Raw genomic sequence first — 19,703 nt, forward strand, 5'->3', positions numbered from 1 at the left:
TGATGGCAGACAAGCGTTACCGCATTGGCATTGACGTCGGCGGAACTTTTACCGACTTCGTCCTTGCGGACATGGCGGAGCGGGAGCTTTGGTTCCACAAGGAACCAAGCGTGCCGGATGATCCCTCGGCAGCCGTCGATCAGGGCATACGTGCCCTGATCGAAAACCATCGAATATCGGCGCAGTCGGTTGAGCTGGTCGTTCACGGAACGACTATTGGACTGAATGCGATCATTCAGCGGCGCGGCGCCAAGATGGCGTTGATCGTGTCGCGCGGTACCCGCGATGTCCTGGAAATTGCGCGCATGCGGTTGCCAAGCTCCTACGATTTCACGGAGCCACGCGAAACGCCGCTTGTCCCGCGAAATCTCGTCTTCGAGGTTTCGGCTCGTATGGACGCGCGGGGGCGGGTCATCGATGGCGTGGACACGGCCGAGATCAAGGCGCTGGCCGCACAACTTAGATCGGCGGATGTGGAAGCGGTAGCCATCATGTTGCTTAACTCCTACCGAGACCCGTCTCTTGAGATTGAAATAGGGCATGCTCTGCGCAGCGAGCTTGGCGAGCTGCTGATTACGGAGTCGAGCGTTGTCTGGCCGGAAATCAGAGAGTACGAACGGTGCCTGGTTGCCGGGTTGAACTCTTATATCCAGCCCTTGATGACCAGCTATTTCGACCGGCTTGAGAGCCGGGTCAAAGCGGTGGGGCTTGAATGTCCCATTTACATCACAGCCAACAACGGCGGCACGCTCGGCATCGACACGGCGCGTAGCCGGCCAATCGATACCGTTTTGTCGGGCCCGGCATCGGGGGTGGTCGCCTCAACGCGCGTCGGCGCCGCGAGCGACATCAGCCAACTGATCACCTTCGACATGGGCGGCACGAGCGCCGACATCTCGGTTTGCCAGCGGGGCATACCGGAATTTACTTCATCGACATTCGTCGGCGATTTTCCGCTGATGATGCCGGTCGTGAACGTCGCGGCGATCGGCGCCGGCGGCGGCTCGATATTGTGGGTGGACGAGTTGGGTCTTCTCAAGGTCGGCCCCCTTTCGGCGGGTGCCGCTCCGGGACCGATCTGTTACGGCCGCGGCGGCGAAAAGCCGACTGTCACCGATTGCTATGTGACTTTGGGCATCATCGACCCCGACAACTTTTTGAGTGGGCGCATGCAGCTTGACGCCAAAGCCGCTCGAACTGCACTGGATGCGATTGCGGAGCAGTTAGGTATGCAGGGCCCTGACCGCGCGCTTCAGGCGGCGGAGGCCGCAATCAGAGTGGCAACTGCGAAAATGGCGACTGAGATCAACAAGCTTTTGGCGCATGCCGGAGTTGATCCTCGGGACTTCTCGCTAATGGCATATGGAGGGGCCGGTGCCACGCACGCAAACCTCCTCGCCGAGGAGGCGCGCCTGACGTCTGTTCTCGTTCCGACCGCGCCTGGCACTTTCTGCGCACTCGGTGCGGTGCTCGCCGACGTACGCCGGGATTACGTGGCAAATGCGCGATATCTGATCGGCGATGCGGGACAGCGCGCGGAAGCAGACTGGAATAAGCTGACCGCGCAGCTTGCCGAAATGGAGGCCGAGGCGGGGCGCTGGGTTGAGAAAGAAGGTGACCTGATCGGCGCACACGATTTCGCCGTGTCGATCAACCTGCGCTATCCGAGCCAAGCTTACGAGCTGGAAATCTTCATCCCGCCGGAACAGCGGGATCAGCTTTCCGCAGAGCTGGTCAGCAGGCTTTTCCATGAGGAACACCAGAAACTGTACGGCTTTAACGAACCGGACAGCGCCTTGCAGACCTCCACTTTGCGTCTCGGCGTCATCGGACGCGTGGCGCCAGTTACGCTGCCGGACGCCGATAGTGCCAGGCCGTCCTCATCCGATACGCGCACGGTATGGCATGGCGGACGATATCTGGAGGCAGCCGTGTACCGCCGGGAAGAGCTGGGGCAGGGGGCGGCTGTTGCCGGGCCGGCCATCATCGAGCAGCCAGATACCACAATATTCCTGCTGCCAGGCTGGCATGCCGAGGCGGGCAGACAGGGCACTCTCAGGCTCAGGAGAGAGATGCAGGGATGAAACTAGATCCGATTACCGTCGAAATTTTCTTTCACAAATTTACCGCCATCACGGAAGAGATGGCGATCACGCTGCAGCGCTCCGCACGTACCACGTACGTAAAGGAGGCTGGCGACTTCGGTACAGCCCTGGCAACTCCGGAAGGGCGTTTCTTTGCCTACCCGAACTTCCTGGGGGTTTCGGGCTTTCTGGATAGCAATGTGGGGCCGACACTTGAGCGGATTCCCGATCTTGAGCCCGGCGATGTCGTGATTACCAACCATCCGTATGAGAGCGAGGGTCTGGCGACTCATATGCCGGACCTGCATCTCATTCGGCCGATTTTCCACGAAGGCCGCATCGTGGCACATGCGTGGGATTTCATTCACTCAGCCGACATCGGTGGCGGCGTGCCGTCGAGCATATCGCCCAAGTTTACTGACCTTTTTCAAGAGGGGCTGCAGATAGCTCCCATGAAGATCGTCAAAGCCGGTCAGATGAACGAGGATTTTCTCACCTTCTACCGCGCGAACTGCCGTACGCCCGATGTCAATCTTGGAGACATCAAGGCGATGCTCGCAGCGCTTCGCGTTGGCGAGAAGCGCGTCCTGGGTCTAATCGAGCAGCGCGGTGCAGACACGCTGATGCATGCACAGCAGGATCTGGTGGAATATGCTGGCATCAAGGCGCTGAAAGTTCAGCAGACGATACCGGATGGAACCTACGAATTTTGGGACTATCTGGACGACGACTACAATTCGAGAATACCTGTGCGGGTGCGATGCAAAATGGTCGTGTCCGACGGGCACGTTCATCTCGACTTTTCAGGTTCGGATCCCCAGGTCGAGGCCGCCTACAATATTCCGACCGGCGGTAAGCGCCATCCGTGGCTCACGCTGAAGCTGATGCATTTTGTATTCAGCAATGATCGCAGCATTCCGCTGAACCATGGCGTCTTCAACAATGTGACTGTCGAAGCGCCGCTGGGAAGCATCCTGAACCCGGAACCGCCTGCGGCGGTCGGTATCCGAAGCGCGACCGCAATCCGCCTGAACGAAGCACTGGTTGGGGCAATGACAAAGGCGAAACCGAGCCTCATGCCCGCACCCAGCGGCGGCATCATGATCCCCTCCGTGCTGGTGGAGCAGGACGCACGATCCGGCGCACGCAACGTGATGGTGCTCCAGTCGCTGGTCGGCGGCACCGGCGCGCGCTCCGGGTCAGACGGCGTCGACGGACGCGATTCCAGTCTCGCCAACCAGCGCAACACGCCGATCGAAAAAACCGAGGAGGAGGCCGCTGCGACGATTACGAACTATGCACTTCGACGCGATTCCGGTGGCGCTGGCCGCTGGCGCGGCGGCACCGGCGTGGTATTCAGCGTCAAGATTGCCAAGCATGGCAGCGCCGTTCTTGGCCGCGGGATGGAGCGGTTCGTATTCAGACCGTGGGGCGTAGCCGGAGGCAAGCCGGGCGAGCGCGCGAGGGTGGTGGTCAATCTCGGCCTCCCTGGCGAACGCGAACTTGGCAAGCTGGATATTTTTCACCCGCAGCCTGGAGACATCGTCACGATAATGACCCCAGGCGGCGGCGGTTATGGAGACCCGCTTCTGCGCCCTGCCGAAATGGTGCGCGAGGACGTGCTGTTTGGTTATGTGAGTGAGGCTGCCGCGCGGGACGACTATGGCGTGGTCCTTCACAATGGCGAAGTCGACGAGCAGGCGACGAAAGCCCTTCGTGATTCTCGCAGCGCCGCGAAGAGCAACGACGATTTCTACGATTTCGGCCCGGAGCGCGATGCCTGGGAAGCCGTTTTCGACGATGCGGTGATGTGCGAGCTCAACGGCTTGCTCATGCAACTCGGGCTGGCTGTTCGCTCGAAGCGCAGGTCCGACATTTTTCTGAACGTGGTGCCCGGCCTCGCGGGCAAAGATGCCAGCGACCTGGTTTCGCTGATCGGCGACACCCAGTCGGCCCGCGCGAGGCTCAATTCTGAAATTCAACGTCTCCGGAGTGATCTGGAGGATTTTGCCATGGAGACCCATCAATGAGCACACAGCTCAACGAACGCCGTCACGACTTCTACCTGCTGACGCCCGGCCCGCTCACGGTCTCCGATGAGGTAAAGCGGGAAATGTTGCGCGACCGCAGCCCCAATGCGGAGGAGCATACGAAACTGACGGCCGAGGTGCGCAGTTACATGCTCGACATCTGCAACGGCGCTGCAACCCATGAATGCATACTGGTTCAGGGCAGCGCCACCTATGCCATCGAAGCCGGCTACCAGACACTGATCCCCGAAGGGGGCAAGCTGCTCGTCATACAGAACGGTTTCTACGGTCAGCGTCTGCGCGAACTCGCGGAGAGCATCAGGGTACCTCTTGTTGTTTTGGAACTGCCGATGCTCCCGCTTCCCGCGCGCGAGGACATCGAACAGGCGCTCGACGACGACCCCGAGATCACCCATATCATTTGCTGCCACGCGGAGACTGGTACCGGTGTGCTCAACCCCATTGAAATGATCAGCGAGGTGGCGCGCGAGCGGAAGAAGAAGTTCATGGTGGACGCAGTCGCCTCGTTCGGTGGCTTCCCCATCGATGCGGCGGCGCTCGATCTCGAGGCAATTTTCGTTTCGCCGAATAAGTGTCTCGAAAGTGTCCCGGGCGTTGGCATCGTCATTGCGAAAAAGTCGTCCCTGGGTATCGCGAAGGGCAACTCGAAAAGCGCCTGTCTCGACCTTTACGCGCAGTGGAAATTCTTTGAGGAAACCGGATGGTGGAGATGGACACCGCCGACGCATGTCATGGGCGCGCTGGCCAAGGCGTGTGAGCGCCACCGCCGGGAGGGCGGCCAGGCGCCAAGGCTCGAAAGATACAGGAGCAACTGGCGCAGGCTGGTGGACGGACTGCGGCAGCGTGGATTTCGCACTCTCCTGCCCGACGATGTCGCGGCCCCGATCATTGCCACATTCCACGACCCCGAAGACCCGAACTATTCCTTCCAGAAGTTCTATAAGGCGTTGGAGAAGCGCAATATCGTGATCTTCCCCGGCCGACTTACGGCAACAGGTACGTTCCGCATCGGCGTTATGGGCGATCTTGTCGAGGGCGACATGAACTTTGTTCTATCCGCCATTGACGATGCTCTGACTGAGTTAGGTCTTTCGCCGGCTGAAGCTGTCGAGGCGGGCCATCAATGACGCGCCTCCTAATCATCGACCCGCAGTTTGCAGGCGACCCGGATATCGAGCGGGAAGTTACGGGCGCCGGATTTGAATATGACATCATTCGTCCGGAAGAGGGAGCTATCAGCGCCGATGCGCTGAAGGCGGCCGACGCGATAGTCAATTGCCGCAGCCGCCATGCGCTTCCCTCGAAACTCGTGGACGATATGGATCGTGCAAAAATCGTTGTTCAGGCGGGTGTCGGCTTCAATCACATCGATATCGATGCTTGCGCCAAGCGGGGTATCCCGGTTTGCAATACACCGGACTACGGCACAGTCGAGGTCGCCGATCACACTCTGGCGATGGCACTCGACCTGTTGCGCGCTACGACCGCGTACAATAACAGGCTGCTGGTCCGCGACGACGCGTGGAGTACGCTTCAGCTTCCGGTAAGGCCAGTTAGGCGTATCCGCGGGCTCACCTTCGGAATTATCGGGCTGGGCCGGATCGGTCGCGCTGCGGCCTTGCGGGCCCGCGCATTCGAAATGAACGTCGCGTTTTACGACCCTTATGTTGAGGCCGGAACCGAACTTTCGTTCGGTTTTCATCGCTACAAGACGCTCAACGAGCTTCTAGCGACAAGCGACATTGTCAGTCTGCACTGTCCTTTGACCGACGAGACAAGCAACCTTATCGACCGTGCTGCAGTCGAGCGCATGAAGCCCGACGCGATTCTCATCAACACGTCGCGTGGCGGAACCGTAGACTTGGACGCTGTATTTGACGGGCTCAGAAGCGACAGCATTTGCGCTGCCGGTCTCGATGTTCTGTCCACCGAGCCGCTGGATCGTTCACACCCGTTGCTGGAGGCCTGGACCAAGGGCGAAAGCTGGCTGGAGGGGAGGCTGCTCGTTACCCCCCATGCGGCGTTCTACACACCCCAGAGCCTGTGTGACATGCGCCGGTTGTCAACCTTGGCGGTCGTGGAGTATTTGCGCGACGGTTCCTTGCGTAGCTGTATAAATCTGCCACAACTTTACCGACACGGTTTTGAATTTGGTCCCTATGGCGGACAATCCGCTATAAGTGTGAACTGAATCGGATACTGGCGGAAGTACTAGGTCCGGCAACACAGACTAGGTAGTTGCGGCGATATGGCGACTGAAACTGCGGTTGATGATGTGGAGGGTGGCTTCCCGCTTCCGAAGCGGGCACTTTTGCCTGACGCAATCGCAGACGCAATTGCAGAGGCAATCGCTACGCGTCACCTTCGGCCGGGCGAGAGGATTGTTGAAACCGGATTGACCAAGCGCTTTCAGGTAAGCCGGGTGCCTGTGCGTGAAGCGTTGAAGATACTCGCCACTCAAGGAATTTTGGTGGGCGGGGGGCATCGCGGTTACCGGGTTGCCGATTACGGTCAGAACAAGGTCGAGCAGGTATTCGAAATACGCCTCATGCTGGAGTTGGTTCTGTTGCGTGACGCAATTCGCAACTGGCAAAAGGACAGCAAGTCACTTTCCGATCTGCGTGCGGTGATCGACCGTATGCGCCGTGCCGCGGACGTTGACGATTTCGGCGAGATGCTGCGCGCCGATCTGGATTTTCACCTCGCGATCGCAAATGCATCTGGCAACGAAGTCGCAATCTCGATGTGGAAGACCATTGCCCGCCACGTGTTGATCATATTCAATCTGGCGCGATATCGAGACATAAAGCTGTCGACCGTCGTCGACCGCCACATAGCCCTTCTGAAGTTCATCGAGAAACAGGTTCATTCACCTGATTCAGGGGATGAACTGAAAGTGGCGCTGGATAAGCATTTCCTGGCGAGGCGGCGCCAGAGCGAAGAAGTTGCTCGCTCGAGCGGCCTCTCATAATCGTCAGGTCAGTACCTTCCCCGGATTGAAAATTCCCATTGGATCGAGGGCAGCCTTGATCTGCCGCATCAGTTCGAGCGCGGGTGGTTCTTTGTATTTTGCCATCTGCGCCGTTTTCATGCTGCCGATGCCGTGCTCAGCGGAAAAACTCCCGTCCAATGCCACAGCCGCGTCGTACACAAACTCCGAAATCGCGGCTGCGGTATCAGCCCCGATCTGAACGCCTATCTCGCGGGGGATAGCATTGATGTGCAGGTTACCGTCGCCGACATGCCCGAAAATGTTGATCTGACAGTCGGTAAAGCGTGTTTCGAAACTGTTCAGAACTCTGGCGATTAGATCCGGTATCGCGCCGGTAGGAACGGACACATCATGTTTGATGCTCTTGCCCTGCGCACGCTCGGCTTCACTGATATTCTCCCGAATTGCCCACAAGTTCTCGCGTTGCGATTGAGACATCGCCAGGACTATGTCGTCGCATTGCATCCGGCCGGCCATTTCGACCAGCCGCTCGGCCCAGATGTCCTCATCGCCGTCGTCGTAAAGCGCTATCTCGCCCAGCAGATACCACGGATGGGTGGCCTGCAACGGGAGCCTCTCATAGCCGCAATTCCGCGCCAGCAGATTTGCGGACACGTCCGAGAAGAGTTCCCAGGATTCCACGATTTTGCCGAAGCGGCCTTGGATATCTTTGAGGCTAGACAGGGCCGATTGGACTGACTTGATGCCGGCAAGGAAGGTCAGGCGGGAGGACGGCGGATGGTGGAGCTTGATGCAAGCCGCGGTCACGATCCCCAATGTCCCTTCGCCGCCGATGAACAGCTGCTTGAGATCGTAGCCGGTATTGTTCTTGTGTAACTTTTTGAGGTCGGACCAGATTGTCCCGTCCGCAAGGACAGCCTCGATACCAAGCGTCAGGTCCCGCATGTTTCCATAGCGGAGTACGTTTACACCGCCCGCATTTGTGCTGACCGCACCCCCGATTGTGGCCGACCCCTCGGATGCAATGCTGAGCGGCATCATGAGCCCGTTGCCAGCGGCCGCCTCTTGAGCCTCGAAAAGCGAAAGACCGGCTTCGACCGTCATGCAGTTGCTGGTTATGTCGAGTTCCCGGATCGCACGCATCCGTGTGAGGCTCACGACGAGTTGCTGCGCGGAACCGTCCGGCGTTGCTCCGCCGCACATGCCGGTATTGCCGCCCTGCGGTACGATTGTGACAGAGTTTTTGGCGCATAGCCGGACGGTTTCTGCGACCTCTTCCACGCGGGAGGGGCGCACGACGCCGAGTGATCGGCCGTCAAGAACGCCCCTCCAATCCGTGTCGAAGGGAACACGGTCGTCATGGGAGGTTAACAGGTTTGCCTGACCTACTGCTGCTGCCAGATTCTCCAGGAAGTCAGGGCTCATCGGCAAAAAAACCGGTGTTAGATAATGCTTGTTATTTGGCCGCCGTCGACGCGCAGGATCGAGCCTGTGATGAAGGAGGCCTTCTCGCTGGCCAGAAAGGCCGCCGCTGCCGCAAATTCATCAGGCCTGCCATAACGCCCAACCGGAATGCGACCCCGCGAAGCTGACTGGATATCATCTACGGATTTTCCCAGCCGCTGCGCATTGTTGGCATCGAGCTGTTTCAGCCTGTCGGTCGCGATCCGCCCGGGAGCAATTGCGTTCACCGTGATGCCGTGCTTGCCCACTTCGTTCGCCAGCGTCTTGCCCCAGCCGACTAACGCCGGCCTGATCGTGTTGGAGATCGCCAGATTGGGGATCGGCTCGATAACGCCCGACGAAATCACCGAGATGATCCTGCCGAACTTTGCCTCGATCATTTGAGGAAGAACCAGATCTGCCAGCCTGACGAGATTCACGAACATGGAATCGAAAGAGGCGCGCCACAGGTCGGAATCTACACCTTGCGCACTGCCGGGTGGCGGTCCGCCGCCATTAAGTACAAGGATGTCGATTGCACCTATCCGTGCGGTGGCATTCGCATGAAGAGCATCAATCTGGTCCGCACTCGTTGTATCGCAGCTAAAGCCGTGCGCGCTGCCATCTATAGCTGACGCTACCTCAATCGCACTTTCCGATGTGCGCCCCACGATACCGACCGTGGCGCCCTCGGCCGCTAAGGCCGAGGCGATACCATGCCCGAGCCCCTTGGTGGAGCCCAGAACTAGGGCCTTCTTACCGGAGAGGTTCAGTTCCATCTGGGTATTCTCCTCAGTCCTACCGCTCTATCCGGCGGATCATCCATTCAATTTCGGCGACGGTTGCAGCACTCAATGCGGGTCCGGGTTTGCGGAGTCGGTCAGACGCAATAATCCCGCGTTTCTTCAGTACGTACTTTCGTACGGCAAGTCCGAGCGCCGGCTGGGTTTCGTAACGGACAAGCGGAAGATGTCGATCGAAGAGATCGTGTGCTTCTTCGCGCTTGCCGGCGTTCATCAGCTCTACGACCTGCGTCAGCATTTCCGGGTAGGCGTACCCGGTCATGGCGCCATCGGCACCACGTTCCATCTCGAAAGGCAGGAACAAGCCGCCATGGCCGCACAGAATTGAGATCCGGCGCATCCCGCCCGCGGCACGCAGTTTGGAGATCTTCTCTAGACCGGGCCAATCCTCGTGCTTCAGCATCACGCAGGAGGTATGCTGTTCCACGATCTTCTGGATCACGGGAACACTCATGACCACATTGGTGGTGAGGGGAAAGTCCTGCAAAACGAAGGGAACGTCTTCTCCAATCGTTTCCACGACAGTTCCGAAATAGCCGAGGATCTGCTCGTCGGTCTTCAGGCCACCGCCGGGTGCAACCATTACGCCCGCTGCGCCGATATCCATGGCGGTCTGCGTGAGCTGGCGCATATTTGCAAAGCCGGGTGAAGAAACGCCGACGACGACCGGCACCTTGCCGTCGACCGCCTTCATCACGCATTTCGCGAATGCGGCCGATTCTTCGAATGTCAGCTTCGGAGCCTCGCCCATCATTCCCAGGATCGTCAGTCCGGTAGCGCCCGAGCTCAAGAAGGTGTCGATCATCTTCTCCGTCGACGCGAAGTCGAGCTCCCCACTGTCGTCGAATGGGGTGGGCGCGATCGGAAATACACCCTTGGCGTCGACTGTAAGCATGCGTGCGGATCCCTTCCCAAGCAAATTTTCTCTATTCCTATCAGGCGTCATATTGTATTACAAGCTAACAATTCGAAATGTGGGTTCGGATGTGGAGTGACATGAGTCATGACAGGTAAGCTCGAAGGCAAAGTGGCCGTAATTACTGGCGGTGCGTCGGGGATAGGTCTTGCCAGTGCCCGGCTTTTTCTGGAGGAGGGCGCCCGCGTGGCGATCGTCGGCCGCAGCCGCTCAACTCTCGAGGGTGCCGCGGCCGAGTTGAACGCGGGAGACCGGCTTGCATTGCTGGTTGGCGATGTCGGCGATGAAGAGACCGTCGCTGCGCATGCGGTCAAGGTCGAGCGAACCTTTGGTGGGTTTGACGTTCTTCTCGCGTCGGCTGGTTGGTCGACAGGAACCAGTGTCCCCGACACATCGCTCGAACGATGGAACGCCGTTTTGAGCACCAATCTCACCGGATCGTTCCTGTGGGCCCGCGAGTCAGTCATGTCGATGCGCCGTCGAGGCGGCGGCTCGATTATTTTCGTGGGCTCGCAACTCGCTTATTCGGGGGGCAAGGCGAACGCGGCCTATCTGGCCACCAAGGGTGCGCTCGACAGTCTTTGCAGGACAATGGCCGTTGATCACGCGCCGGAGAATATTCGCGTCAACCTTCTGGTGCCGGGTGCTATCGACACGCCGCTGTTGCGTCGGGCGTTCTCGCGTAACCCAGACCCTCTCGCCGCCGAGCAAAAATCAATCGGGCGTCACCCGCTTGGCCGGCTTGGACTGCCGGAAGAGCAGGCGAAGGCCGTGCTTTTTCTGGCGAGTGACGATTCTTCCTTCACCACCGGCTCACGCCTCGTCGCCGACGGCGGCTGGATGGCCGGCTGAGCGTTCCGCCCCGATTTTAGGAGTTATCATGTCTGCCACCGTCCCTCTGGAACCCGCCATCCGTAACATGCTCATGAAGTCCGCGGTTCCAACCGTTGTCTCGACGCTTTGGAAGAACGGCTACAAAAACACCTTCATGTTCCGACCGCGCGCCTTGAATAGCAACTGCAACAAGTTTGTCGGTGCCGCGTTGACAGTGCGGACGATCGCGGCGCGCGAAGATGTTGTGTCGGCGATTGCGGGAGGCTCATCGCCGAATCTTCAGGCTGCTGCCGTCGATCAGCTGAAGGCTGGTGACGTGCTGGTTGTCGCCATGGGTGGCGAAACGCGCACAGCCTTCATGGGGGATATCATGACGACCTATATGAAAGGTGTGGGCGTCTCAGGCGTCGTGTTGGACGGCTCCGTCTCGGATGCGGCTGCGATCGCGCAAATCGAGATGCCCGTATTCTGTACAGGAAATGCCGCCACGCCACTGACGTCGCATCGCATGGTGGTGGACGTGAACGGACCCGTCGAGTGCGATGGAGTTGCCGTATACTGCGGAGACGTCGTTATGGGAGATGCAAACGGGATCGTGGTCATACCGCGTCACATGGCGGCCGAGGTTGCGCGCATTGCAAGCGAGCGTGAAGTTCTCGAGGAATTCGTCATCTCCAAAGTGCGCGACGGTGCACCTCTGTCAGGTACCTATCCGCCGAACGAAAAAACAATGGCGGAGTTCGATAAATGGAGGGCCGGCTAGCCGTGGCTGTTGTGGTGTCGCAAGATCAGGGTCGGCGATGGGCATCGTGCCAGTGCATCGCGATGTCGCTGCGGCGGCATATCCATGCATCGGAGACGTTCGATACATATTCGACGAAGCTTTGAAGTCCTGCTGCTCTGCCTGGGTGACCGATGATGCGCGGGTGCAGGCCGACCGACATCATTGCCGGCCGGCCTTTACCTTCGCGGTACAACAGGTCGAACGTATCTTTCAGCAGTGAATAGAATTGATCTGCCGTAGCCATGCCGCCGCGCATGAAGTTGGCATCATTACAGACCAGCCCGTAGGGAATGATCAGATGGTCGCACTCGCCTATGCGGCGCCAATAAGGCAGATCGTCATTGTATGCGTCGGAGTCGTAGAGGAAGCCGCCGTGCTCCACGATCAAGCTGCGTGTATTGACGCTGGGTCCGTATCGGCAATACCAACCTGCCGGTTTGATGCCGGTCTGTGCTTCAATAGATGCATAGGACTTTGCGATTAGGGAACGCTCCTGAGCCATAGTGAGCCGGCTGTGATATTCCCAGCGCCAGCCATGGGCGCAGATATCGTAGCCCAGTTCGCTGATCGCAGTGCCAACTTCGCGATTCCGCTCAAGAGCGAGCGCGCATGCAAAGATTGTGGCGGGTACTTTGGCGTCTTCGAGAATACGTAGAATACGCCATATGCCTGCGCGGCTCCCGTATTCGAACATCGATTCCGCTGCCAGGTCACGCCCGTCGAACTCCAGTGCTCTGGATTCGGTGAGCCCGCCTTCGGATCGGTCATAGCCGTCTGGGACCGATTGCTCCGATCCTTCCTCGTAATTGACGCAGATGTTGACCGCGATCCGGGCCCCGTTTGGCCAGGGCTCTATCTTCGGCTGACGCCCGTATCCGATGAAATCGCGTTCCAGCGAGGAGAGGTCCGGTTCAGTCATTGTGAAGCTCTATTTCTCTGTCGAGGTTGTGAACGATGTCGTCGCCGCGGCCTGCAACAGATTGCAAGACGACAAAGTTGGTATCGGCACGGAATGAAAGCAGTCCATGATGCCAAACGTTTGCCGCGTAGACGATCGAAGTGGGGCCGGTAACCCGAAATGCGCGAAGCGACGAAGGTACCGGGTCACCTCGCTTGTCGGATAGACAGGCAATGGCCAGAAATTCGCATTCATGCATTGGAAGAAATGCCTGCGGCGTGAAGGGGTGCTTCTCCAAGCTGCTAATAGTAACTGGAAACTGCGCCTGCGGCGGATTGTTGATCCACAGAGCCTTGGTCGATCCGGGCGCATTTCCGAATGCACAGTCCAGGTAGAGACGGTCACGCCCACCGGGGTGTTTCAGCACTTTTCCGAAAGGCTCAAACGCGATCTCGGTTATCGATTCAACTCGTCTGACGTCGTGTCTGGACGGTGATGCCATCCGTTTTTCTCCAAAATCGGGATCGACTTTGTTAGACAATTATACTAACTTTCGACTCTCGCATATATCGAAGATGGATGGTCGCGTGCACAGCGCAGGGCCCTGAAGCGGTGAAAAATGAAGATTCAGCATATGGCTTTTGCGGTCCGCGATGCCGAGCAGGCGCTTGAAAAGTACCGTGCGTTTCTTTCCGCCGGCGATGATGCCGAAATCGTCGACTACGCGAAGTCGAAGACGCGTGTTGCCTTGTTCCGCGTCGGGGGAATCGAATACCAGCTTTGCCAGTCGCTGGAGCCCGGCGGGCGCTTCGATTCGTGGATCGAGAAGCGCGGATCGGAGGGCCTTCATCATATCTGTTATGCTGTGCCCTCAATCGAAAACGCGCTGGATGCCGCCGTAGCCAAGGGTGGTGCGCTCAAGACGTGTGTTGCCTGCGGCGTAGCGGGGAAACACCCTCATCCTGAAGGCTTCGTGGCTTTTCTCGAGGAGGAAGTCGGCGGCTTGGAGGTTGAGTTCATGCAGCTCTACACGGACGCCGAGCTGGTAGAGTATGCCAGCGTGAAGGGTATCTGAAATGACACCTTTGGACGAGTCGGTCCTTTCGGTCCGGAACCTCTCGGTAGAGTTTGAAACGCGGTTCGGTCCGCTGAAGGCGATTGACAATATTTCGTTCGAAATCGGTCGGGGCGAAGTACTGGGTGTCGTCGGCGAGTCAGGTGCAGGCAAGTCGCTGACGGGCTCTGCGATCGCCAACCTGATCGTTTCGCCTGGACGAGTGTCCGGCGGTGAAATTCTGCTCGGTGGAGAGCGGATCGACAATCTGCCCGCCTCGCAGATGCGCCGCGTTCGCGGCAAGCGCATCGGAATGGTGTTTCAGGACCCACTGACAAGTCTCAACCCGCTTTTTCGAGTGGGCGACCAGATCGTCGAGACTATCCTCACGCATCTTGATTGCTCGCCGAGCGCGGCGCGGAAAAGGGCAATTGAATTGCTTGGCGAGGTCGGAATTCCCTCACCTGAGGAACGTATCGACTCCTTTCCGCACGAGTTCTCCGGCGGCATGCGTCAGCGTGTCGTCATCGCGCTGGCGCTCTGCGCCGACCCGGAACTAATCATCGCTGATGAGCCGACAACGGCCTTGGATGTAGTTGTTCAGGCGCAGATTCTCGACCTGTTGCGCGCGCTGTGCGACGAGCGTGGTGTCGCGATCATGCTGGTCACGCACGACATGGGGGTTATCGCGGAAATCGCCGACCGTGTGGCCGTTGTGTATGCCGGGCGCATAGCTGAAATCGGTCGCAGAGACGAACTGATCTCGCAGCCGCTGCATCCGTATGCGCGCGGCTTGATGGGGGCGATCCCAACCGTCACAGGAACCGACCGCGAACTGGTTCAGATACCGGGCTCGATGCCGCGGCTGACGGCAATACCGAAAGGCTGCGCCTTTCACGCACGGTGCGGCCAGAAGTTTGAGCCGTGCGATATACGGCGGCCTGACCTTCTTGATCACGAGGGCCGAAAGGTCGCCTGTCACCTCTACAACAGTGAGAGGCGCGCCGCATGAAGCCACAGACGGACGGATCGGTTTCCATTCGCAAGGTCGGGCGCCAGTTCGACATCTCCGACAGCTGGATCAACCGCAAGATCAGCGGCAAACCGCGCCAGGTTGTCAACGCGTTGACTGACGTGGAATTTGAGATTGAACGTGGTGAAACGTTTGCGCTTGTTGGCGAGTCCGGTTCGGGGAAGTCCACGCTTGCCCGGATAGTCGTCGGCCTGCTGGGTGCTTCTCAGGGTGAGGTCGTGATTGACAGCTCGCTGCGAACGGTACGCGCTGATGGCGGGCAGGGTATTCAGATGGTCTTTCAGGATCCCTATGCGAGCCTCAACCCGCGCTGGCGCGTCGAGCGGATCGTTGCTGAACCGATCCGGACGCTCAATCTCGTTGCGAACAAGACGCAATTGTCGAAGCGCATCGACGAACTTCTGGAACTTGTGGGACTGCACCCCGACGATCGGAAGAAATACCCGCACCAGTTTTCCGGAGGTCAACGCCAGCGCGTGGCAATCGCGCGGGCGCTTGCATCGGAGGCGCATTTCATTGTTTGCGATGAGCCTACCTCAGCGCTCGACGTCTCGGTGCAGGCGCAGATCCTGAATCTGATGCGCAGGCTGCAGGAGCAACTCGGTCTTACCTATCTCTTTATCAGCCATGATCTCGCGGTCGTGCGTTACATGGCTACGCGCGTTGGCGTCCTTTACCTCGGTCGTATTGTCGAAATTGGCGAGGTGGACGAGCTTTTTGCCAACCCACGCCACCCGTACACCAAAATGCTGTTTGAGGCGGTTCCCAAGGTTGATGGAGGCAGGACCGAAAGAACAGGTATCACGGGTGAGATACCAAGTCCCATCAATCCGCCCGCCGGTTGCGCGTTTCATCCCCGCTGCCCGGTTGCCATAGACAGATGCCGGCGAGACGTCCCAAGGCTCATTGACCAGGTCGCGTGCCACGTTGCGAATGCCGGCTGATGATAAATCGGCATTTCATTCACTCTGCGACGAGTTGGTAACACGGCAATGGCTCTGGAATTCGATCTGGTTGTTCGAGGCGGAACGGTTGTTAACGCCGACGGGATTGCCGAAGCTGATATTGGTGTTTCTGACGGGCGGGTTGTCGCTATTGCGCGCAATGTCGGCAAGGGTGCCAGCGAGGTCGAGGCGCGGGGCCGGTTGGTGCTGCCGGGCGGCGTAGACACCCACTGTCACATCGAACAGATTTCGGGCAACGGCCTACTGAACGCCGACACGTTCGAGACCGCGACACGCTCCGCCGCCTTTGGCGGCACGACCACATGCGTTTCGTTCGCTGCTCAGCACAAGGGACAGGAGCTCATTCCAGTCGTTGAAGACTATGAGCGCCGGGCGCAGCGTGGCGCTCTGATCGATTATGCCTTCCACATCATCGTATCGGATCCGGAATGCGGGTCGCTTGAGGAGGATGTCGTCACACTTGCGGAGCGCGGTCACCGCTCCATAAAAATATTTACAACCTACAATATCCGACTTGATGACACGAAAATTCTACAGGTGATGGCTGCGGCCCGAAAAGGCGGCGACTTGATATGCGTGCATGCTGAAAATCACGCCATCATCGCATATGCCACGGAACGCAACCTGGCTGCAGGCAATACTGCCCCGAAGTTCCACGCGACCGCTCATTCTCGCCTCGCAGAGGCTGAGGCGGTTGCGCGTATGATCCGGTTTTCGGAGTTTCTCGATCAGCCGGTCCTGCTGTTCCACATTTCGACACGCGAGGGTGTTGAGTTGGTGCGGCAGGCCCGCCAGAGGGGCAGCCGGGTAAGAGCCGAAACCTGTCCGCACTATCTTCTGATGACCAGTGAGGAACTCGACAGGCCTGGCCTGGAGGGGGCGAAGTTCATGTGCAGTCCGCCGCAGCGGACGCAGGACGACCAGGAGGCGCTTTGGCAGGCACTCGCGCTCGGCGACATCCAACTGGTGACTTCCGATCATGCGCCTTTCCGGTTTGACGGGACCGGTAAACTGGCCAATGGGCCAGACGCTCCTTTCAACCGAATTGCAAACGGAATGCCGGGGCTCGAGGTGCGGATGCCGCTTCTTTTCGACGCGATGGTCTCAAGCGGCCGGTTCGACCTTTGCAAGTTCGTGGAAGTCACGGCCTCCAACCCGGCGCGAATATTCGGTCTGGAGGCGAAGGGGGCGATCCGAATTGGTGCTGACGCAGATTTTGCGATCTGGAACCCTGATCGAAAAGTGACGTTCGGCGCCGACGACCTTCATGATAATGTCGGCTACAATCCTTTTGAAGGTAGAACGGTGACCGGTTGGCCGGAAACGGTGGTCTCCAGAGGCGATGTCGTAGTCGAGAGCGGCGTAATCTCCGATAGCTACGGACGCGGCAGACGTGTTGAATTGAAGCCGGCCATCTGAGCAATGCCGACCTGGACCGCGGCTAGACGTGCAGGCGCGGTATGGGCCGTCCCGGCGACATGGATTGCGCTGCCCTGACAATGGCGTCGGTGTCGATTCCGTGATGCGCGTAAAGGTCGGCGATAGTTCCGGACTGGCCAAAATGCTCCACACCGAGTGAGCGCGTCCGGTGTCCTAGCACTGCACCGAGCCAGCCGAGTGTTGCCGGGTGGGCGTCTGTCACGGTGATCAGAACGCAATGCGATGGCAGGCTGGCAAGCAGCCGCTCGATATGGCTGTTTGCATGTGCAAATCCGCGTTCACGTGCTCTTTGCGCGGCAGTCCAACCGGCATTAAGCCGGTCAGCCGATGTGATTGCCAGCAGGCCCACATCGCGCCGGAATTCACCCATTGTGCCAACCGCTTCGATAGCCTCGGGGGCCACCGCTCCACTATAGGCAACCACGATCTGAGCGTTTGGTCCCGGCCTGCGCATCCAGTAGGCGCCATCGATAATGTGGCGCTCCTGTTCTTCGGAAATCTCGCGGAGTGGTTGTTCAACCGGCCGGGTCGACAATCGCAAGTAAAGCGAGCCCCCGGTTTCGTCTCGTAGCCAGTTGCGCTCATCGGGGTCGCCTTCGCCGTCGCGCTGCATATAGTCGAACCCGAAACGCATGATTGCGGACAGTTCGTCCACGAAAGCCGGTTCAAACGCCGCTAAACCGTCCTGGGCGATACCAATGAGCGGTGTTCCGATGGACTGGTGAGCACCCCCTTCCGGAGCTAGCGCTATGCCGGAAGGAGTTGCCACAAGCATGAAGCGGGCATCTTGGTAGCAAGCGTAATTGAGCTGGTCGGCACCACGGTAGATGAATGGGTCGTAGACCGTGCCGATCGGCAGAAGCCGTTCTCCATTGATGGAGTGGGAAAGACCCAGCGCCGAAAGCATGAGAAACAGGTTCGATTCTGCGATGCCGAGCTCGATATGTTGGCCGCTTGGTGAAAACGACCATTGATAGGTGGAAGGGATCTGCTCTGACTTGAACGTGTCAGCCAGAGTTTCGCGTGCAAACAGTCCGCGCCGGTTTATCCATGGGCCGAGATTGGTCGACACGCTGACGTCGGGGGCGGTTGTCACTATTCGACGAGCGAGGTCGGTGTCGTCGCGTGCAATCTCGTGCAGGATCTGCCCGAAACCCATTTGCGTGGACACAGGTGCGCCCTTCGCAGCAGGCATGGGGAGGCGGCGCGGAACAGCGATTGCGGGGGCGGCAAGCCGGCGCGTGCCGGAGGCGAAGAAAGGTGCGTTCGAAACCGCTCGTTGCAGCTCTTTCGGCGAAATTTCGCAGCCCTCCCAGGGGTCCCACTCCCTGCCTGGTCGCACCTGCATCGCCGTGCGGAATTTCTCCATCTGAGCCGGCGTCATGAGGCCCGCATGGTTGTCTTTGTGTCCTGCAAGCGGCAGGCCATGACCTTTGACCGTGTAACAAATAAACAGCGTTGGCCGGTCGCTCTCTTGCGCCTGTGTGAACGCACCGAGCAACGTCTCGATGTCGTGGCCGCCGAGATTGGTCATGAGCGTAGAAAGCTCGTCGTCCGTGCGCCGCTCTATGAGTTCGGTTACTTCGCCTTGATCGCCGATTTCATCCATCAGGCGTTTGCGCCACGCACTTCCGCCCTGGAAGCTCAGTGCCGAATAGAGCTGGTTCGGGCATTGGTCGATCCAGGCCTTGAGCCTGTCGCCGCCCGGCTCTGCAAACGCAGCTTCCTGAAGGCGTCCGTGCTTGACGATGACCACGTCCCAGCCGAAGTCGGAGAATATTTGCTCGAACTTTTCCCAAAGTCCTTCACGCACGACCGCGTCAAGCGACTGGCGATTGTAATCGACGATCCACCAACAGTTTCGCAACCCCTGCTTCCAGCCCTCGATAAGCGCCTCGTAGATGTTGCCCTCATCCATTTCGGCATCGCCGACGAGCGCAATCATCCGGCCTTTCTCGCGACCTTTCATGAGGCCATGCGCGGTCACATAGTCCTGGACCAGCGATGAAAACAGCGTTTGCGCGACGCCAAGTCCCACCGATCCGGTTGAGAAATCGACGTCGTCGCTGTCTTTGGTGCGCGAGGGATAGCTTTGTGCGCCCTTGTATCCACGAAAGTGCTTCAGATTGTCCGCCGACTGATTTCCCGCGAGATACTGAATTGCGTGAAAGACAGGTGAAGCATGGGGCTTTACGGCAACGCGATCCTCGGGGTGAAGCACACCGAAATAGAGCGCCGACATTATGGCCGCCATTGAAGCCGAGGAGGCCTGGTGCCCTCCCACCTTCACCTCGTCCGCGGCACGTACATGATTGGCATGATGAATCGTCCACATGGCCAGCCATAGAACGCGCCGCTCGAGTTCCCGCAGATGACTTAGGTTGATCTCGTTCATGACTGCCCCGGTTCGGTCCTGGTGCGTGATCCTAGCCGGTCATTTCGGAC

17 protein-coding genes are annotated in these 19,703 nt (G+C 58.9%); 11 read left to right on the plus strand and 6 right to left on the minus strand.

Features of this window, described 5'->3' with window-relative positions; genetic code table 11:
• Positions 1-2 precede the first annotated feature (2 nt).
• From EP165_RS10640 to EP165_RS10660, 5 genes are read left to right on the plus strand one after another with little or no spacing between them, the layout of a single operon-like run.
• On the plus strand, positions 3-2,084 hold the full coding sequence (locus EP165_RS10640) for a hydantoinase/oxoprolinase family protein (RefSeq protein WP_206075895.1): 2,082 nt from the start codon (positions 3-5) through the stop codon (positions 2,082-2,084).
• Positions 2,081-4,114 carry a hydantoinase B/oxoprolinase family protein gene (locus EP165_RS10645; protein ID WP_127522218.1) on the plus strand — a complete coding sequence of 678 codons (2,034 nt, stop codon included), beginning with the start codon at positions 2,081-2,083 and terminating at the stop codon, positions 4,112-4,114. The genes EP165_RS10640 and EP165_RS10645 overlap by 4 nt, the downstream gene beginning before the upstream one ends.
• A complete protein-coding gene (locus tag EP165_RS10650; protein WP_127522220.1) occupies positions 4,111-5,262 on the plus strand; it encodes a 2-aminoethylphosphonate--pyruvate transaminase in 1,152 nt (383 codons plus the stop codon). Before EP165_RS10645 ends, EP165_RS10650 begins: the two co-directional genes overlap by 4 nt.
• Complete coding sequence (locus EP165_RS10655) at positions 5,259-6,326, plus strand: C-terminal binding protein (protein WP_127522222.1); 1,068 nt, start codon at positions 5,259-5,261, stop codon at positions 6,324-6,326. Before EP165_RS10650 ends, EP165_RS10655 begins: the two co-directional genes overlap by 4 nt.
• Positions 6,327-6,383: 57 nt before the next feature.
• Entirely contained in the window at positions 6,384-7,106 is a 723-nt protein-coding gene (locus EP165_RS10660; RefSeq protein ID WP_127522224.1) for a GntR family transcriptional regulator, read from the plus strand.
• A 3-nt stretch (positions 7,107-7,109) separates the two neighbouring features.
• Here the strand turns inward: EP165_RS10660 and EP165_RS10665 are convergent, their stop codons facing one another.
• Genes EP165_RS10665 through EP165_RS10675 form a run of 3 tightly spaced genes read right to left on the minus strand, consistent with a single transcriptional unit; the run spans position 7,110 to position 10,229 of the window.
• The gene (locus EP165_RS10665) at positions 7,110-8,513 is read right to left on the minus strand and encodes an FAD-binding oxidoreductase (protein WP_127522226.1); all 1,404 of its coding nucleotides are present in this window, start codon (positions 8,511-8,513) and stop codon (positions 7,110-7,112) included.
• Positions 8,514-8,530: 17 nt separating this feature from the next.
• Positions 8,531-9,310 (minus strand): SDR family oxidoreductase, encoded by a 780-nt coding sequence (locus EP165_RS10670; protein WP_127522228.1) that lies wholly within the window; start codon positions 9,308-9,310, stop codon positions 8,531-8,533.
• A 19-nt stretch (positions 9,311-9,329) separates the two neighbouring features.
• Positions 9,330-10,229, minus strand: a complete 900-nt coding sequence (locus EP165_RS10675; RefSeq protein WP_127522230.1) for a dihydrodipicolinate synthase family protein — start codon at positions 10,227-10,229, stop codon at positions 9,330-9,332.
• A gap of 108 nt (positions 10,230-10,337) precedes the next feature.
• On the opposite strand from EP165_RS10675, the gene EP165_RS10680 reads away from it, so the two are divergent.
• Entirely contained in the window at positions 10,338-11,102 is a 765-nt protein-coding gene (locus EP165_RS10680) for an SDR family oxidoreductase (RefSeq protein WP_127522232.1), read from the plus strand.
• A 28-nt stretch (positions 11,103-11,130) separates the two neighbouring features.
• Complete coding sequence (locus EP165_RS10685) at positions 11,131-11,847, plus strand: RraA family protein (RefSeq protein WP_127522234.1); 717 nt, start codon at positions 11,131-11,133, stop codon at positions 11,845-11,847.
• A 25-nt stretch (positions 11,848-11,872) separates the two neighbouring features.
• Here EP165_RS10685 and EP165_RS10690 read toward each other — a convergent pair whose 3' ends face one another.
• Positions 11,873-12,787, minus strand: coding sequence for a polysaccharide deacetylase family protein (locus EP165_RS10690; RefSeq protein WP_127522236.1), 915 nt, complete (start codon positions 12,785-12,787; stop codon positions 11,873-11,875).
• The gene (locus EP165_RS10695; RefSeq protein ID WP_127522238.1) at positions 12,780-13,268 is read right to left on the minus strand and encodes an ureidoglycolate lyase; all 489 of its coding nucleotides are present in this window, start codon (positions 13,266-13,268) and stop codon (positions 12,780-12,782) included. Before EP165_RS10695 ends, EP165_RS10690 begins: the two co-directional genes overlap by 8 nt.
• Before the next feature lie 117 nt (positions 13,269-13,385).
• Here EP165_RS10695 and EP165_RS10700 point away from each other — a divergent pair, with 117 nt between their 5' ends.
• From EP165_RS10700 to hydA, 4 genes are read left to right on the plus strand one after another with little or no spacing between them, the layout of a single operon-like run.
• Positions 13,386-13,841 (plus strand): VOC family protein, encoded by a 456-nt coding sequence (locus EP165_RS10700; protein WP_127522240.1) that lies wholly within the window; start codon positions 13,386-13,388, stop codon positions 13,839-13,841.
• A gap of 10 nt (positions 13,842-13,851) precedes the next feature.
• Positions 13,852-14,832, plus strand: coding sequence for an ABC transporter ATP-binding protein (locus EP165_RS10705; protein ID WP_127522627.1), 981 nt, complete (start codon positions 13,852-13,854; stop codon positions 14,830-14,832).
• Entirely contained in the window at positions 14,829-15,797 is a 969-nt protein-coding gene (locus tag EP165_RS10710; protein WP_127522242.1) for an ABC transporter ATP-binding protein, read from the plus strand. Before EP165_RS10705 ends, EP165_RS10710 begins: the two co-directional genes overlap by 4 nt.
• A gap of 48 nt (positions 15,798-15,845) precedes the next feature.
• Entirely contained in the window at positions 15,846-17,237 is a 1,392-nt protein-coding gene (hydA, locus tag EP165_RS10715) for a dihydropyrimidinase (protein WP_127522244.1), read from the plus strand.
• Positions 17,238-17,259: 22 nt separating this feature from the next.
• Here hydA and EP165_RS10720 read toward each other — a convergent pair whose 3' ends face one another.
• Positions 17,260-19,653 carry a thiamine pyrophosphate-binding protein gene (locus EP165_RS10720; protein ID WP_127522246.1) on the minus strand — a complete coding sequence of 798 codons (2,394 nt, stop codon included), beginning with the start codon at positions 19,651-19,653 and terminating at the stop codon, positions 17,260-17,262.
• Positions 19,654-19,703 lie beyond the last annotated feature (50 nt).

This window comes from Mesorhizobium sp. Z1-4, assembly GCF_004000235.1.
Taxonomy (GTDB): Bacteria; Pseudomonadota; Alphaproteobacteria; order Rhizobiales; family Rhizobiaceae; genus RCIO01.

Excerpts from the sequence above, each read along its gene's own strand:
- EP165_RS10640 (WP_206075895.1), top strand. The coding sequence starts at position 3 with ATGGCAGACAAGCGTTACCGCATTGGCATTGACGTCGGCGGAACTTTT.
- EP165_RS10645 (WP_127522218.1), top strand. The coding sequence starts at position 2,081 with ATGAAACTAGATCCGATTACCGTCGAAATTTTCTTTCACAAATTTACC.
- EP165_RS10650 (WP_127522220.1), top strand. The coding sequence starts at position 4,111 with ATGAGCACACAGCTCAACGAACGCCGTCACGACTTCTACCTGCTGACG.
- EP165_RS10655 (WP_127522222.1), top strand. The coding sequence starts at position 5,259 with ATGACGCGCCTCCTAATCATCGACCCGCAGTTTGCAGGCGACCCGGAT.
- EP165_RS10660 (WP_127522224.1), top strand. The coding sequence starts at position 6,384 with ATGGCGACTGAAACTGCGGTTGATGATGTGGAGGGTGGCTTCCCGCTT.
- EP165_RS10665 (WP_127522226.1), bottom strand. The coding sequence starts at position 8,513 with ATGAGCCCTGACTTCCTGGAGAATCTGGCAGCAGCAGTAGGTCAGGCA.
- EP165_RS10670 (WP_127522228.1), bottom strand. The coding sequence starts at position 9,310 with ATGGAACTGAACCTCTCCGGTAAGAAGGCCCTAGTTCTGGGCTCCACC.
- EP165_RS10675 (WP_127522230.1), bottom strand. The coding sequence starts at position 10,229 with ATGCTTACAGTCGACGCCAAGGGTGTATTTCCGATCGCGCCCACCCCA.
- EP165_RS10680 (WP_127522232.1), top strand. The coding sequence starts at position 10,338 with ATGACAGGTAAGCTCGAAGGCAAAGTGGCCGTAATTACTGGCGGTGCG.
- EP165_RS10685 (WP_127522234.1), top strand. The coding sequence starts at position 11,131 with ATGTCTGCCACCGTCCCTCTGGAACCCGCCATCCGTAACATGCTCATG.
- EP165_RS10690 (WP_127522236.1), bottom strand. The coding sequence starts at position 12,787 with ATGACTGAACCGGACCTCTCCTCGCTGGAACGCGATTTCATCGGATAC.
- EP165_RS10695 (WP_127522238.1), bottom strand. The coding sequence starts at position 13,268 with ATGGCATCACCGTCCAGACACGACGTCAGACGAGTTGAATCGATAACC.
- EP165_RS10700 (WP_127522240.1), top strand. The coding sequence starts at position 13,386 with ATGAAGATTCAGCATATGGCTTTTGCGGTCCGCGATGCCGAGCAGGCG.
- EP165_RS10710 (WP_127522242.1), top strand. The coding sequence starts at position 14,829 with ATGAAGCCACAGACGGACGGATCGGTTTCCATTCGCAAGGTCGGGCGC.
- hydA (WP_127522244.1), top strand. The coding sequence starts at position 15,846 with ATGGCTCTGGAATTCGATCTGGTTGTTCGAGGCGGAACGGTTGTTAAC.
- EP165_RS10720 (WP_127522246.1), bottom strand. The coding sequence starts at position 19,653 with ATGAACGAGATCAACCTAAGTCATCTGCGGGAACTCGAGCGGCGCGTT.